The sequence below is a fragment of the Hyphomonas sp. BRH_c22 genome (assembly GCF_000961795.1).
Lineage (GTDB): Bacteria > Pseudomonadota > Alphaproteobacteria > Caulobacterales > Hyphomonadaceae > Hyphomonas.
In genome coordinates this window covers 14078-29048 of sequence record NZ_LADU01000030.1, presented here as the reverse complement: position 1 = coordinate 29048, position 14971 = coordinate 14078, and the positions used below count along the sequence as shown (strand labels likewise).

General features: G+C 61.7%; 18 protein-coding genes. 7 read left to right on the top strand and 11 right to left on the bottom strand.

All coding sequences use genetic code 11. The features are described from left to right. The first annotated feature begins 71 nt into the window (after positions 1-71). Genes VR74_RS04360 through VR74_RS04350 form a run of 3 tightly spaced genes read left to right on the top strand, consistent with a single transcriptional unit; the run spans position 72 to position 1588 of the window. Complete coding sequence (locus VR74_RS04360; RefSeq protein ID WP_045694710.1) at positions 72-722, top strand: HAD-IA family hydrolase; 651 nt, start codon at positions 72-74, stop codon at positions 720-722. Further along, positions 709-1290, top strand: coding sequence for a hypothetical protein (locus VR74_RS04355; RefSeq protein WP_045694709.1), 582 nt, complete (start codon positions 709-711; stop codon positions 1288-1290). Before VR74_RS04360 ends, VR74_RS04355 begins: the two co-directional genes overlap by 14 nt. Before the next feature lie 4 nt (positions 1291-1294). Continuing rightward, positions 1295-1588 carry a 4a-hydroxytetrahydrobiopterin dehydratase gene (locus VR74_RS04350; protein ID WP_045694707.1) on the top strand — a complete coding sequence of 98 codons (294 nt, stop codon included), beginning with the start codon at positions 1295-1297 and terminating at the stop codon, positions 1586-1588. Positions 1589-1611: 23 nt separating this feature from the next. Here VR74_RS04350 and VR74_RS04345 read toward each other — a convergent pair whose 3' ends face one another. From VR74_RS04345 to VR74_RS04325, 5 genes are all read right to left on the bottom strand, one after another. Next, positions 1612-3267, bottom strand: coding sequence for an ATP-binding protein (locus tag VR74_RS04345; RefSeq protein WP_299949585.1), 1656 nt, complete (start codon positions 3265-3267; stop codon positions 1612-1614). A 101-nt stretch (positions 3268-3368) separates the two neighbouring features. After that, the gene (locus tag VR74_RS04340) at positions 3369-4919 is read right to left on the bottom strand and encodes a bifunctional GNAT family N-acetyltransferase/carbon-nitrogen hydrolase family protein (RefSeq protein WP_045694706.1); all 1551 of its coding nucleotides are present in this window, start codon (positions 4917-4919) and stop codon (positions 3369-3371) included. A 56-nt stretch (positions 4920-4975) separates the two neighbouring features. After that, positions 4976-6268, bottom strand: coding sequence for an ATP-binding protein (locus VR74_RS04335; protein ID WP_299949583.1), 1293 nt, complete (start codon positions 6266-6268; stop codon positions 4976-4978). Positions 6269-6276: 8 nt separating this feature from the next. Then, positions 6277-6957: a response regulator transcription factor gene (locus VR74_RS04330; protein WP_045694703.1), complete on the bottom strand. Its 681-nt coding sequence runs from the start codon at positions 6955-6957 to the stop codon at positions 6277-6279. 7 nt (positions 6958-6964) lie between these two features. Further along, positions 6965-7429 (bottom strand): MarR family winged helix-turn-helix transcriptional regulator, encoded by a 465-nt coding sequence (locus tag VR74_RS04325; protein ID WP_045694702.1) that lies wholly within the window; start codon positions 7427-7429, stop codon positions 6965-6967. Between the two features lie 54 nt (positions 7430-7483). Here VR74_RS04325 and VR74_RS04320 point away from each other — a divergent pair, with 54 nt between their 5' ends. Then, positions 7484-8368 (top strand): branched-chain amino acid aminotransferase, encoded by an 885-nt coding sequence (locus tag VR74_RS04320; protein WP_045694700.1) that lies wholly within the window; start codon positions 7484-7486, stop codon positions 8366-8368. A 5-nt stretch (positions 8369-8373) separates the two neighbouring features. Here the strand turns inward: VR74_RS04320 and VR74_RS04315 are convergent, their stop codons facing one another. The 3 genes from VR74_RS04315 to VR74_RS04305 all read right to left on the bottom strand — a co-directional run bounded on the left by VR74_RS04315 (position 8374) and on the right by VR74_RS04305 (position 10633). After that, positions 8374-8625 (bottom strand): DUF3297 family protein, encoded by a 252-nt coding sequence (locus VR74_RS04315; protein WP_045694699.1) that lies wholly within the window; start codon positions 8623-8625, stop codon positions 8374-8376. 92 nt (positions 8626-8717) lie between these two features. After that, positions 8718-9869: a membrane dipeptidase gene (locus VR74_RS20500; protein WP_299949581.1), complete on the bottom strand. Its 1152-nt coding sequence runs from the start codon at positions 9867-9869 to the stop codon at positions 8718-8720. Between the two features lie 125 nt (positions 9870-9994). Further along, positions 9995-10633 (bottom strand): peroxiredoxin, encoded by a 639-nt coding sequence (locus VR74_RS04305; protein WP_045694697.1) that lies wholly within the window; start codon positions 10631-10633, stop codon positions 9995-9997. Positions 10634-10761: 128 nt separating this feature from the next. Between VR74_RS04305 and VR74_RS04300 the strand changes: the two genes are divergently transcribed. Continuing rightward, entirely contained in the window at positions 10762-11289 is a 528-nt protein-coding gene (locus VR74_RS04300; protein ID WP_045694696.1) for a histidine phosphatase family protein, read from the top strand. Positions 11290-11412: 123 nt separating this feature from the next. On the opposite strand, the gene VR74_RS04295 is transcribed toward VR74_RS04300, so the two are convergent. From VR74_RS04295 to VR74_RS04285, 3 genes are all read right to left on the bottom strand, one after another. Beyond that, on the bottom strand, positions 11413-11724 hold the full coding sequence (locus VR74_RS04295) for a UrcA family protein (protein WP_045694694.1): 312 nt from the start codon (positions 11722-11724) through the stop codon (positions 11413-11415). Between the two features lie 88 nt (positions 11725-11812). Further along, complete coding sequence (locus tag VR74_RS04290) at positions 11813-11995, bottom strand: hypothetical protein (RefSeq protein ID WP_045694693.1); 183 nt, start codon at positions 11993-11995, stop codon at positions 11813-11815. A 233-nt stretch (positions 11996-12228) separates the two neighbouring features. After that, complete coding sequence (locus VR74_RS04285; protein WP_045694731.1) at positions 12229-13806, bottom strand: FAD-binding domain-containing protein; 1578 nt, start codon at positions 13804-13806, stop codon at positions 12229-12231. A 205-nt stretch (positions 13807-14011) separates the two neighbouring features. Between VR74_RS04285 and VR74_RS20495 the strand changes: the two genes are divergently transcribed. Beyond that, positions 14012-14419: a hypothetical protein gene (locus tag VR74_RS20495; RefSeq protein ID WP_299949594.1), complete on the top strand. Its 408-nt coding sequence runs from the start codon at positions 14012-14014 to the stop codon at positions 14417-14419. Beyond that, positions 14383-14952, top strand: a complete 570-nt coding sequence (locus tag VR74_RS04280; RefSeq protein ID WP_299949592.1) for a hypothetical protein — start codon at positions 14383-14385, stop codon at positions 14950-14952. Before VR74_RS20495 ends, VR74_RS04280 begins: the two co-directional genes overlap by 37 nt. The last annotated feature ends 19 nt before the right edge of the window (positions 14953-14971 follow it).

Sequence of the window (14971 nt, the reverse complement as noted above, 5' to 3'; positions counted from 1 at the left end):
CGGGCACCCTAGATACGGCCAAGCAATGTTCAAGGTTTGAAACTCGATTTGAGGAAGGCTAAAGCTGCCGCATGGATAAAACGTTCAAAGCAGTAATCTGGGATTTCGGGGGCGTTTTTACCTCCTCTCCCTTCGATGCCTTCACGCGATACGAAGAGGAAAATAGCCTGCCAAGGGACTTCATCCGCTCGGTAAATGCAGTGAATCCACTTGAAAACGCCTGGGCGCTTCTCGAGCGCAGCGAGGTGGATGCAGCCGGTTTCGATACAATGTTCCGCTCTGAATCGCGGTCTTTGGGGCATGAAGTGCCGGGCCGCGACGTGTTGTCCCTGCTGTCGGGATCGCTGCGCCCCCGGGTCGTCGCTGCGCTGGACGCCTGCAAGGCGAAGGGCAAGGTCGGCTGCATCACGAACAATGCGCCCATCGGCAAGGGCGCCTCGATGACGAACGATGCCGCAAAGGCGGCAGAACTGGAAAAAGTGTTCGCCCGGTTCGATCATGTCATCGAAAGCTCGAAGCTCGGCATTCGCAAGCCGGACCCGCGTATCTATGCCTTGATGTGCGAGGCACTCGACGTGGCACCTGAAGAGTGCGTCTATCTGGATGACCTGGGCATCAACCTGAAACCGGCACGCCAGATGGGTATGACAACAATCAAGGTGATCGGCGAGGACCAGCTCTTGAGCGACCTCGAGGCCGTGACCGGTTATGCGCTGGCGTAGCGTCCTCCTTGCGGTCGCGGCCCTTGGCCTCGCCGCATGCAGCCGGGGCGGCGATGAGCCGGTGCCGGCTATTCCAGAGGAAAGCCTGACACGGGCGCCTGTCGCACCCGAGCCTGTCGAGATTTCCGGTGAGGTCAGCAAAACGCGCGAAATCTTGCTGAGACATGCCAAGGCTGGCTCACTGGGCGGCCTGGCGCGAACGGCGGCGGCCAGCGAGGGGTTCATCTCCAATTTCAGCGGACAGCCGCACAAGGATTTCTGGGACCTGCTGCGGCGCACAGGCCTTGATCCCAACCTCAAGCTTCGTCAGTTGCTCGATGAACCGGCTGGCGTGCGGGAGGTGGATGGTGAACGCTGGTATGTCTGGCCGGACCTTGCCGCCCGCGATGCGGCAGACCTGATCCCCGAGAAGATGTCGTTTCAGGACCGCAAGCGGCTGAGGGAACTGATCGGTGATGACGGCATTGCCCTTATACGCGACGGGAAAGGGTATCCGGGCATGCGCACCGCAATCGCGGAAGATGGTCGCTGGGTATATTTCGTGCTCGGCCTCGACGGAGAGGAATAAGTCTATGGCAGGCAGGATCGGCGCGAGTGTTGCGCTCGGAAAACTACACGGCTGGGCAGCGGGAAGCGGCGACCGCGACATCATCAAGAAGACGTTCAAGTTTGCCGATTTCAAGACGGCGTGGGGATTCATGTCATCGGTGGCCCTCAAGGCCGAGGCGATGGATCACCATCCCGAATGGTTCAACGTCTACAATAAGGTCGAGGTGACCCTGACGACGCACGATGTGGACGGTGTGTCGGACAAGGATGTGGAACTGGCGGCATTCATGGACGCGCTGGCCGGCAAGCTGGGCTGATTGCCTGCCGGACCGGGCCGGGATCAGGTGGTCAGCAGCAGCTTGTGGAGGTTGGATGCGGTTGATGCGTCAAGGACAATGTCGCTGAAAGCCGGCGAGCGGCGGCTTGATCGTGTGCGCAGCTTGCTCTTGATCCGCGACAGCGCTGTCATGAGATCGCGCTCGAGTATCGGCTTGGCTATATAGTCGTCCATACCCATCGCGAGATATTTCGCACGGTCGCCTGCCATGGCGTCAGCGGTCACCGCGATCACGGGTACGATGGACCAGGGCATGCCGCTTTGCCGGATATGTTTCAGGGTTTCCGGCCCATCCATGCCGGGCATGTGGGAGTCGAGGAGCACGATGTCGACCTCATTCCTGGCCAGAATGTCGAGGGCCTGTTGGCCGCTGGCTGCGTCCATAACCTCGACACCAAGCGGTTCGAGTGCTGCGCGCGCGACCCGCAGGTTGATCTCATTGTCATCAGCCACAAGCGCGCGGATGCCCTTGAGCGAAAAAGTCTCCCGCAGGGGACTGACCCTCAATGAGGCCGTACCCTCTTTCGGCGTGTCGGCGAGGCGCGTCTCGAAAGAAAGCGAGAAGACCGATCCTTCACCCGGCTCGCTGGTGCAAGTGATGTCTCCGCCCATCAGGCGGGCAAGCTTGCGTGAAATCGCGAGTCCGAGGCCCGATCCGCCAAATCGCTGGCTGGTGGAGCCGTCGGCCTGTTCGAAACTGCTGAACACACGCTCGCGCTGTTCAGGCGCGATGCCGATGCCTGTATCGCAGACGTGTACGGTGAGCGTGATGCGGCCGTCCCGCGACATGCCGCCGGCCATGACGGCGATCGTCACGCCGCCTTTCGATGTGAATTTGAGCGCATTGAAGACCAGATTGTCGATGCATTGGCGCACACGGATTGTATCGAAGGCCAGAAACTCCGGAAGCTGGGGATCGAATACGACCTCGAGCGTGAGGCCCTTCTTGCGCGCAATGGGTGTATAGGTGCGTTTCAGCCAGCCTATGCGCTCGCGGACGTTTTCCACGACAGGATTGATATCGAGCCGTCCCGCTTCGATCCTCGACATATCGAGGATGTCATTGAGAAGAACGAGCATCGTGTGGGAACTGTCCACGATCGTGTCGACCATTTCCCTTTCGACAGCACCCAGCTGCCTGTGCTGCAAGGCTTCAGACATGCCGATGACACCATTCAGCGGCGTGCGTATCTCGTGACTCATTGTGGCGAGGAATTCAGATTTTGCTTCGCTGGCAGTCACCGCATCGCGGCGGGCGTCTTTCAACGTGACTTCCCGTTTCACCAGGTCGGTGACGTCGTGGGCGATACCGACCACGAGACCATCGTCGAGCCGGGAATAGGTCGTCACAACATGCCGCCCGGTCGCCGTCACCATATCGAGGTCGCTGCACTTGCGGATCGCATCCATCACAAGCGATTGCCGGACCTGGAAAGTGGCTTCGTTGAGGCGCGGGAACAGGCTGCGTATCTGCAGGCCTACGGCATCGAACAGAGAGGCGCCATCATCCATGCTGGAATACATGATCGGCCAGAGAGACCGCGCAGTCTTGTTCGCAAACAACAGGCTCAGATCGGGGCGGAAGACCGTGAATCCTGCCTGCAACTTGTCGAGGGAACGCCAATCCGTTTCAGGCGGCGTCGATGCTGTTTCGGTCATTCTGCTGGTCCACGGGTCACCCTCCCCGAAGACTAGGCTGAATGTATGTAAGGTTGGTAAAATCGCGTCAGAAAACAGCGTACTTTCAGGTTGCCTCAGCGTCAGCTGCCCTTGGTCCACGCCACCTGGTACAGGTCGAAACGGCGGTCCTTGAGGTTCTGCACGGCGCCGGATTGGCGTGCGGTCAGCAGGTCGGAGAGGGACAGGTCTGCAAGGGCAACCGTTTCCGTGTTGGCCGGTGTGTCGGCTGCAATGCCATCACGCGAGAACGGGAAGTCTGACGGTGTCAGAATGCAGCTTTCAGCGTAGTGGATGTCCATGTTCTCGACATTCGGCAGGTTGCCCACGACACCGGACATGACGACATAGCACTGGTTTTCGACTGCGCGGGCCTGGCAGCAATAGCGCACGCGCAGGTATCCGCGGCGTTCGTCCGTGCAGAACGGTACGAAGAGGATGAGAGCGCCCTGATCGACGAGGTGGCGGGCCTGTTCCGGGAATTCGCTGTCATAGCAGATCATCACGCCGATCGGGCCGCAATCGGTCTGGATGACGGTGTTGCCCTTGCCGCCCTGGATATTCCACCAGCGCCGTTCGGACGGTGTGGGGTGGAGCTTCTGCTGCGTATGGACCGATCCGTCGCGCAGGAAGACATACGAGATGTTGAGAATGTCGCCATTCGGCATCTTGCTCGGGTGCGATCCGCCAACGATGTTGATGTTGTAGGAGACCGCGAGCTTCTCCATGAATTCGATGAAACGCGGTGTATATTCGGAGATCTTCTCGATGGCGTCGATCGGCGCCAGAGGTGTTTTCTCCAGCGACAGTAATTGCAGTGTGAAGAGTTCCGGGAAGACGACAAAGTCCGACCGGTAGTCAGATGCGATGTCGACAAAATATTCGACCTGGGTCTCAAATTCGCTGATCGCCTGGATTTTCCGCATCTGGAACTGGACCGTGGTTATGCGGACGCTTTCAGGCAGATGGGTGCCACCGAGGCTTGGCTTGGCCTTGATTTCTTCCTGAGCCAGCGGATTCTTCCAGAACATGTGCGTGGCGTGGTTCATCGAGGCCGTGTCGCCATCGAGGTAGTTTTTCAGCACGCCAATCGGTTCAAATCCCTGCCGGAGCTGGAAGGTAATCACCTGGTCCTTCAGTTTCGATCCGACCACTGCGGCCACATAATCGGCCGGGTTCGGATACTCCTTGGCGCGCCGGGCATAGCCGGGCATGCGGCCGCCGAACACGATACCCTTCAGTTCGAGGTACTGGCACAATTCCTGGCGAACCCGGTAGAAACGCTGGCCAATCCGCAGGCGGCGGAATTCCGGATCGACACCGACGTCCATGCCATACAGCACATCGCCTTCCGGATCATGCCGCGCGGCAAACCCGACGCCAGTGATTTCGTCCCACGTATGCGGGGCGAAGGCGATTTCGGAATTGATCATGAATGTGGCGCAATGGCCGACAATCCTGCCTTCGTATTCGGCCACGAACTGGCCTTCGGGGAAGCGGTTGATATGCCCGAGCAGGTTGTCGCGCGTATAGCCCATGCCAGGGCCGTAAATGCGTTCCGACAGGCTGATCATCGCACCTGCATCGGCGGGTGTTGCGTTGCGGATGATCAGTTTGGCAGCGGATGTCGACATGGTGTCTCCAGATGACGGGGGCGTGAAAAGGGGTGCTGTCTTGCAATGCGTTCCGGCTAATGAGGCAGGCGCAAACTGGCACGCAATCCCCCGAGAACACTGTCCGACAGGCGCAGGTCCCCTCCATGCGCCCTTGCCGTGTCGCGCGCAAGGGTCAGTCCCAGTCCGGTGCCCGACGTGTTCTGGGTGCGCGCTTCGTCCAGTCGTGAGAATGGGCGGAACGCCTCTTCGCGGCGCTCGGCGGCGATGCCGGGGCCATTGTCGTCAACGTGCACCTCTGCAGCGTGGGGGCCGTCGACCAGGGTGACACGGATGTCGGTCGCGTATCTGACCGCGTTCGAGATCAGGTTGTTGATTGCCCGCTTGAGGGCGAGGGGGCGCCCGGTCACGCGCATGGCGTCCGGGCCGACAACGGCGACATGCGCCCCAAACCCCGAGGCCGCTTCGCGGACGAGCTGGGCGAGGTCCAGCGTGACGGCCTCGTCTCCCTCCTCGCCGCGGGCGAAGGTCAGGTATTCGTCCAGCATCATGGCCATGTCATCAAGGTCTGACTGGGCGGCGCGGAGTTCTTCGGTCGGCTCCATCATGGCGAGCGAGAGCTTGAGGCGCGTCAACGGCGTACGCAGGTCATGACTGACGCCCGCCAGCATGGCTGTTCGCTGGTCGGCAAATGCGGTCAGGCGGCTCTTCATGTCGAGCAGCGCGCGGGCGGCATCGCGCACTTCGGTCGCCCCGGACGGCCGGAAGCCCGGGGCATCGCGCCCCCGTCCAAAGGCGCGCGCGGCTTCGGAGAGGCGCAGGATCGAGCGGACCTGCTGGTTGAGGAAGGCGACAGCGAGGCCAAGCATCAGCAGGGAGGATGCGATCACCCAGACGATGAAGAAGTGGGAGTTCACCGTCAGGGCCCGTTTGCGTTCGATCAGGATTTCCACGGTATCGTTGCCGGAAGGGAAGCGGAAATGGAGCATGGTCGCCGGGTCGAGACTGACGTCAACCGGTACGCCCAGGCGTGTTTCGAGTTCCTCCCGCAGGGTTCGGCCATAGGCAAAGGTGCGCGTCAGATCCGGGGCGCCTGACTCCGGATCGACATGGTCGCATTCGAACGTCACGTCGAGGTCGCCTTCGAGGCGCTCGCGCGTGATGGGCGTGTCAGGGCGGGCATCGCAATAGGACTGGATCAGCGCAGCGTCACGGGCGATCGACTGGGCCAGCTTGCGGTTCACCTCGGCGAGATGGCTATTGTAATAGTACCAGGTCATCAGCGCTAGGATCAGCACGACGGGCACGACAACCAAAAGCAGGCTGCGCGCATACAGCCCGCGCGGCGTGATGTCTCTCAGACGAAGCATGCGGCGTCTCAATCCGGCATCAGGCGATAGCCAATGCCTCGCACGGTCTGGATATGGATGGGCTCACGCGGGTTGGGCTCGATCTTGCGGCGCAGCCGGGTGACCTGCACGTCGACAGAGCGTTCCATCCCTGCAGATGTGAGTGCAGCAAGGTCTTCACGGTCAACGGGCTCACCCGCTTTCGCCGCGAGCACGGTCAATAATTGCAGTTCGGCATCGGTCAGACGGATGCGCTTGTCGCCTTCGCGCAATTCCCCGCGGGCCGCATTGAACACGAGACCCGACATTTCGACCTCTTCGGGCGGCGTGTCCTTTTGCGAGCGGCGCAGGATGGCCGCACAGCGCAGGGCCAGTTCTTCAGGCTCAAATGGCTTTGGCAGATAGTCGTCTGCACCGGTTTTCAGGCCTGCTATGCGGTCGCTCGCCTGGTCCCGGGCGGTCAGAAGCATGACGGGCGTATCCTTCTGCTTGCCTTCGCGCATGCCGGCCAGCAGGGAGAGGCCGTCCTCGCCGGGCATCATGACGTCCAGTATCGCCAGATCGAACGCCATGCTGGACAGCATGCGGCGCGCCGATGCGGCATCGCTGGCGGTCGTGACTCGGTAGCCTTCACGCGCCAGGAACCGTTTCAAAAGGTCGCGGATGCGGTCATCGTCATCGACAACGAGAATGTGGGCAGGATCCTTCATGACCGTCTCACCTGGACAGCGCCTCAAGCGCGAGCCGCATGCCGGCCACAGAGTCCGGGCCCGCTGCCCGGAAGGCGAGGCGCAGGCGTTCGCGCAGGACGATGGCAATCGGGGTGGTCAGCGTGACCCCGGCATCCGACAGGATCAGTGTGCGGCGGCGTCCGTCCCGTTCTTCGCGTTCGCGCTCAATCAGGCCGCGGGTGTCGAGCTCGCCGATCAGACGCGCAAAAGTGGGTACCGTCATGCCCAGCGCTTCGCGCATTTCACTCACGGTCCGGCCGGGTTCATACCGGATCGATATGAGAATTTGCATCTCTGGCTTGCTCAGTCCGGCTTTCCTGCGGGCCGATTCTGCGGCAGACATGAGTTCGCGCCCACCCGCCAGCAGCAGGCCGACGCCGCGGTCAAGTTCCTGATCCATCAGGAAAAGGCGCGGATCGAATGGTCTGTTCAGGTTGACGTCAGGGGCCATAGTCTGAAATGAACGCGAATACATAAAAAGTGCAAGCGAGGAGCGCTGAAATCCATGGCAAGTATCCCTTTTGACGACCGCGACGGGTACATCTGGATGGACGGCGAGTTCGTCGCCTGGCGTGACAGCAAGGTACACATCCTGACGCACGCGCTGCACTATGCGTCCGCGGTGTTCGAAGGCGAGCGGGCCTATGGCGGCAGGATTTTCCGTTCTCTCGACCATTCGCAGCGCCTGCACAATTCCGCCCGCATCATGGGGTTTGAGATCCCGTTTACCGTCGAGCAGCTGGAAGAGGCCAAGCGGGAAGCCCTGGCAAAGTCCGGGCTGGACAGCGCCTATGTTCGCGCCATCGCCTGGCGCGGATCGGAGATGATGGGCGTTTCGGCGCAGAACAACACGATCCACCTCGCCGTGGCCGTCTGGGCCTGGGGCGACTATTTTGCCGACAAGATGAAGGGCATCCGGATGACGCACGCCGAGTGGCGCCGCCCGGCCCCCGACACCGCGCCATGCCACGCCAAGGCGGCCGGCCTTTACATGATTTGCACTCTGTCCAAGCATGCCGCCGAAAAGGCAGGCTATGCTGACGCGCTGATGCTCGATTACCGGGGACAGGTTGCCGAAGCGACAGGCGCGAACATCTTCTTCGTGCGCGACAATGTCCTGCACACGCCGACACCTGACTGCTTCCTGAACGGGCTGACGCGCCAGACGGCGATCAAGCTCGCCAGGGCCCGCCAGATTGAAGTCATCGAGCGCGCGATCATGCCGGACGAGCTGGCGAGCTTTTCGGAATGTTTCATCACGGGCAGCGCCGCCGAGATCACGCCGGTTGCGGAGATCGGCGCGCATACCTACAAGCCGGCCGAAATCAGCCACGCATTGGTCGACGACTACACGCGGCTTGTGAACGGCAAGATGGAACTGGCGCTCTAGCGCAATCAGGCTTCGGCCTGGTCGTCCTTGATCCAGACTTCGACCGGCCCTTTGAGCAGCATTGTCAGGGGATTGCCCTTGCGGTCGACGGCCTTGCCGGCGGAGACGCGAATCCAGCCTTCGGAGACGCAATACTCCTCGACATTGGTTTTCTCTTCGCCCTTGAAACGCACGCCAACGCCGCGCAGCAGCAGGGCCTCGTCATAGTAAGGGCTTTTCGGATTGACGCTCAGGCGGTCGGGGAGTGTGTCTGTCATGGGAAAGCTCTTTGCCTGCTTCGGGGGCCGGACTCAAGAGGACGTTTCAGGCGCCTGCACACGGCCGGTCCGCTGTTCACACGTCACGGGTTTCAGGCGACCATGCCCTGCTGCCATACGCGCAGCAGGTTGCCACCGAAGAACTGCGCTGCTTCCGGCTCGCCCATGCCGCGCTTCAGCAGCAGGCCGGCAAGGTCCGGCAGGCGGCGGTAATCGTCGAAGACCGGCTTGTAATTGGCATCCATGTCGGTGCCCATGCAGACATGATCGATGCCAACGGCCTCGATCAGCTGGAAGATGCGGTCGGCATAACCGGACAGGTCGCTGATGCCGATACCGCTCGGCCAGGCGCCGATCAGCCCGCCGGTCGCGGCGACGTCCCGGGCCAGGCCTGCCGAAATAAAGCGGGGATGGCTCATGTCCGCGCTGTTGATGTGCGTGTGCGAGAACATAACGGGCTTGTCCGTGAGCGCCAGAACGCGGCGCGCAGCGGTCTCCGGCATGTGGGCGAGGTCGATCAGCATGCCGAGCCTGTTCATTTCGCGCACGATGGATTCGCCTGCTGGTGAAAGCGTGCGATCATCGCCCGCGTCGGTCATCGGAGTGCTTATCTCATTGGCGCGGTAGTGCACCAGCGTGATCGAGCGCACGCCATCCGCATGGGCTTCCTGCAGCCGATCGCTGGAGCCGCCAAGGAAATCTGCACCTTCAACAGTCCAGATCGCGCCCGGACGGCCGGTCGCCCTCACGGCGTCAATTTCGCCCGGCGCGGACAGGGGCGTCACCAGTCCGTCGCTCGCCAGTTTCTTCAGATTGGCGATCTGGATCTTGTAGCTCGCCCAGGCCTCGCCTTCATTGAAATCACGGCGCTCGATGAGCCCTTCTTCCTTTGACAGGTCAAGCACGTTGAAATCGGCCACTGCAGCGAAACTGGATGCGGCGAGCCCGCCTTCGACCATGTCGCGCACGGTGCGTGCCTCGAAAGTGCCCTTGGCAGAATAGACCTGCAGCAAGGGCGGCAGGCCACTGCCACCGCGGACGAATGTCTGTCCGGGATGGGCATGGGCATCCACGGCTGGATGGGCTTTCAGGAAAGCCGCTCCGCGGTCGCGCTCTTCTGCACTTAGCTCAAATCCAAGCGGGGCGGCGCTTGGCCGCTTGCGCAGTGAATGGACACCATAGGCGGCTCCGGCGACAAGCGCGGCACCCGCACCCAGCACGGCCCGCCGTGTAAACTTGCCCATCCTGCTCTCCCGCCTTTTACCCTACTAGCGGTTAGGCCTGCAGGATCGTCAAGGTGGCAGTCGCGTATGGAAAGCGATGGAGGTCCGGGTGGCGGTGGGAGGGTGGGAAGGGGGTGAAGCCGCCGCTATTTGCCGGGCTGCGGCGTGTATCTCAGATAGGGCTTCACGGCCTTGTAGCCTTTCGGGAACAGCCGCTCGATCTCGTCCGGATCGGTCAGGGACGGCACGATGATCACGTCCTCGCCATCGCGCCAGTTCACGGGCGTCGCCACTTTGTAATTGTCGGTCAGTTGCAGGCTGTCGATCAGGCGCAGGACCTCGTCGAAGTTGCGGCCGGCGCTTGGCGGATAGACGATCGAGGCGCGGATCTTCTTGTTTGGGTCGATCACATAGACCGCGCGCACTGTGACCTTTGCGTCGGCATTCGGGTGGATCATGTTGTACAGTGTGGCGACCTTGCGTTCGGTATCGGCGATGATCGGGAACTGCACGCTGGCATTCTGGGTCTCTTCGATATCCTTGATCCAGCGCTTGTGATCCTCAACACTGTCGACGGATACAACCAGCGCCTTGGCCCCGCGCCTGGCGAATTCATCCTTCAGCTTTGCTGTGTAGCCGAGCTCTGTCGTGCAGACAGGGGTGAAATCAGCGGGGTGGGAGAAGAACACAACCCAGTCCTGCCCAGCCCATTCGTGAAACTTGATCCGGCCTTCCGTGGTGTCGGCTTCAAAGTCGGGGGCTACATCGCCAATCAGAAGGCTCATTATTCAAACTCCTATCACTTGATTTCTGGAGCGAAAATGGTGCCTAAGGTCAGCATAACCAATGCGCGGCACCTGAAGGTGTCGATCAGTTTTTCTAATGGTCCCGGCAAAGCGAGCAAGAAGCGCCCATGAAACGCCTGATCCTGATGCGGCATGCCAAGACCGAGGCCTGGGCCGAGGGCATCGACGATTTCGGCCGGGCGCTGACCGAACAGGGACATCTGGATGCCCGCCGCATCGCCGAGGAAATCGTCTCGCAGGGCTGGAGTCCGGCTCGCATTCTGGTGTCGACGGCCCGCCGGGCTCGCGAGACCTGTTCCGAAGTTGCCAAAGTGGTCGAAGGGGAACGCGTGCGGCCAATGGAGTCGCTCTACCTGTCGGGCCTCCGCGGTATCGCCGATGCCGTTCGGCAGAATGACAGTGCGTCGACCTTGATGGTGATCGGCCACAATCCGGGCCTGCACGATTTTGCTCTGAATATCATGCGGGAAGGTGGCAGCAGCGACTTCACGAGTTCAGAACGCCTGCTGGAAAAATTCCCGACCTCGTGCGCTGCCCTGTTCGAGGCCGATGAAGACGGCGCATTTCTGCCGGTGCATTTCCGGCTGGCGGATGTCCTGCGGGCGAGGGACTATCGGGAAGCCGGTACAGCCTGATATATCCCGCAAACGAGGACGCCACCCTGCTTGTTGGAGAAGAAGCAGGATGGCGTCGGGAGCCACAGGCGAGCGGGGTCAGGGGAGAGGCGGCGTCGCCGGAGAGCGCGGCTCCTGTCGTGTTCAGCCAGCCATTCTGGCGGCATGAACTTCCGTCAGCGCGGGAATGTTGATCGCGCTAATGGCCTTGTTCATCGTTTGCGCGGTGCAAAGCGTCGTAGCCAGATCCTGTCCAACCTGGAAGTTTGCGTGTTCAGCCGCGCAGCGTTCGACGACTTCCGCACGAATTTTCCTGTACTCCACGGATGCGCCTTCAGGCGTTTCGGCATTGGCGCGGTCAAACGTGACCGCCATCTCGAAGTCATTGCTCGCAGCGAGCGCCGGAGCGGCAAGGAAGGCAGCGACCAAGGCGGCGGCGATAAGGGGGCGTTTCATCTCTTTGGTCCTTTTTATTGTTTGGGAAGAAAAACCGGCGCTGCGCCCCGAGGGGCAGATGGCGCAGCGCCGGTCAGGTGCAGACGTGTCAGCGGGCTTCGCGGCGTGCGAGGCGGCGGCGGCGGCGGACGAGCAAGGCAGGTCGCCCCCCGAGGCTGACATCATTGGCCGGCATTGACCGGGCGGTTGCCGCGCCGGTCAGGATGGCATGAGCCATCTTGGCGGCCGGGGCAGGGGTTTCGATGTCGTTAAGACGGGCGCGGGGGGGCATGTTCTTCTAGTCCTTCTTGCTTGGTTTGACTGTCTTGGGCGAACCATTCCGCCGTCGACACAAACAAGATAGGATAGGAATTATCGAAAAGCAATAAAAATTTATCGAAAAAAGATAAATTCTAGATAAATCCGGGACTTATGCCTCGTTGTTTTTCGATATGGTAGCATGGGGAGCCGGTTCAAGGCCCGTTAAATCGGATTCATTATGAAAACTTCGCGCCTGATTCTGTTTCAGACGGACGGAGAATGACCCGAATCGGCCCTGTCAGGCATTTGAAGATCAAAGGCGAGTTGCTGCGGAGCCCGGCTCGGGGCGACCGCTTTCTGTTTCCTGGCCGGGCTGGGCTGCCGGGAACGTGCCGCTTCCGGCACGGCACCATGGGACCGGGCGGGGCGCGCCCTGCCCGAATAGATTCGGTCCCGGGCTTCCCGGGCCGCCGCCATGTGATCGACGATGCGCATCGGATAGGTCTGCCCCAGAACGATCCCGGCATGGGCCAGTTCAGCCTTGGGCGCGTCCCACGGCGCATGAATGTGGGCCGTCGCAAGCGTGGCCAGCTCCGGCACCCAATGCCGGATGAACGTGCCGTCGCGGTCGTGGTCGAGAGATTGCTTCACAGGATTGTAGATTCTCGGGATAGCCGATCCGGTTGCGCCTGATTGCATTTGCGCCTGGGGATAATGGATTGCCGGTTCGAAATCGGTGAAAAGGGCAGCGAGACGTGCGGCGGGATGGCGCCAGTCCATCCAGAGATGCTGTGAGGCGAAAGCCATGACCATGGCGCGTGCGCGGTGGTTGAGCCAACCGGTCTGGTTGAGCGAACGCATGCATGCGTCAAGGAAGGGAAAGCCCGTGCGGCCGTTGATCCATGCTTCGAGACGTGGGTCACCGTCAGAGAACACGTCGCGCCGCACATCGGGTTCGCCCATCAGGTTGCGTCCGCTCAGCGAAGTCTGGTTCTCGAGCTTTTGAAGGTCGTGGCAATGCCATTGAAGTCGCGACAGAAACGCGTCCAGTGATGCAGCGAACGTTGAATCGCCATCAAGTTCCAGGTCGGCCCGTGCGCGCATCGCGCCCTGACAGGCTTCCCGGATCGATACGGTGCCGAATGCGAAATGCGGCGACAGGCGCGAGCACGCGCCGGTGGCGGCCTGGGGGCTCGACATGTCGATGCGATAGCGCCGGCCGCGCGCGGCAAGGAAAGAGCGCAGCAGTTCAACCCCTTCGGCCCGGCCCCCGGGCTGGCGACCGGGACAGGGATCCTGCGGCAGGCCGAAATCCTCTGCGATGGGCCATTCGCCCGCCGGTACGTTCGCGGCCATGAGACTCTCGGGCGCCTTCGGGCGCGGGAGGCTCATGAAAGCTTCCCAGTGCCGGTTCCAGGCCTCGGCGTCATTGTGGCGCCTGACAACGCCGTTCTGCGGCTGCTCGCGGAACGCGACGCCTGCCTTGAGGCCCCATCGCTGTACAGCGCGATCACGGTCATAGGTCCATTGTGAGCCGGTTTCCTCATGCGCGTGGATCGCAGCGAGACCATGCCGCTTGTGAAGGTCGGCCAACACGTCTGCCGCGCTGCCGACGCGCAGGCACAATGCCGACCCCCGCGCCTTCAGCGCTTCGTCCAGGCTCTGGAGGCTTTCCATCAGGAAATCGAACTGACGCCGGGAATGTTCGGCCTGTGCCCAGAAGCCGGGTTCAAAAATGTAAAGCGGCAGCACGGGCGCGCCGCTGGCCACTGCTGCGAGAAGTGGCGCGTGATCGTGGACCCGGAGGTCGCGCTTGAACCAGACAACGTGCAGGTCAGTCATGGAACAAACATAGAACATTCTAGCAAACGCTCAAGCTTTTTCTGCATCAGCGTTCGACCGGAGCGATTTTTTAGAAGATTGTTTCGTAACCGAAACGATTACTGCTTCTGGGTTGTAGCCGAACTTATCCACAGGCCTTTTCTACGGTGATGGGTGCGGATGGGTTCTTTTCATTCGAGCGAAATGGACCGCCCGGCAAGGATTTGTGACCCTGCCGGAGCCGGACGCGCGTGTGGCGGATGAAGCGGCATTTGGCTTTGGCCGGGCGTTTCCCGGACAGTCCGCCCGCATCGCTCTTCGGCCATCGCAGGTTGTGATTGCCAGGCGGATTCTGGTTTTGGCCGGCCTTGCAGGCCTGTTGGCCCCGCTCGCTGCGGTCAGCATCCTGATGTGGCTTGGCCTCATCCTGTTTGCCGCCATCCTCGCCTTTCGAGTCGCGCTTGTGCTTATCGGCTGTCTGCCTGCAAGAGGGCGTTCCAGGCCGATTGCGCTGGGTGGCACCAGCAACCATTTCCGGCGCGACCGGCTCGTGGAGGCTGGGACGCATGGAACGTCACCGAGGATGCCGACCTCGGCCTGCGCCTCGCCCGGCGCGGCGCACGCGTCGGCATGATTTCGCCGCCGACGCTGGAGGCGCCGCCGCACCAGTTTGGCGTGTGGCTGGCGCAGCGTTCGCGCTGGCTCAAGGGCTTCCTGCAGACCCGGCTCGTCCTGATGCTGCGGCCGCGCAGTTCGATGAGGGAGATGGGCGTCGCCGGCTTTGTATCCATGCAGCTGACGCTTGGGGCAGCGATCCTGTCTGCGAGAGTGCACGGGCCCTGGGCGGTCTGGTGCCTGGTCTGCGGCCTGGTGCCGGGACTGACGCTGGGTCCGTTGGGGATGGGCCTGATGCTGGTATCCTATGCCTGCGGTATCGGCGCGGGCCTTGCGGCGCCGGGCAGGCCGACAGCAGGGAAGGTTCTGTCCGCACTGACATCGCCGTTTTACTGGCCGTTGCAATCCGTCGCGATGGCCCGTGCCATCTATGGTCTGTGCCACGCGCCGCATTTCTGGGCGAAGACCCCGCATGGCGCCCCCGCACGCCCGAAGCCCGCACGGCCAATTTTACCCGGCGTCAGGCTTGGCGAGCCTGCGATGGAGAACTAGGGTCTCCTCAGACACAATG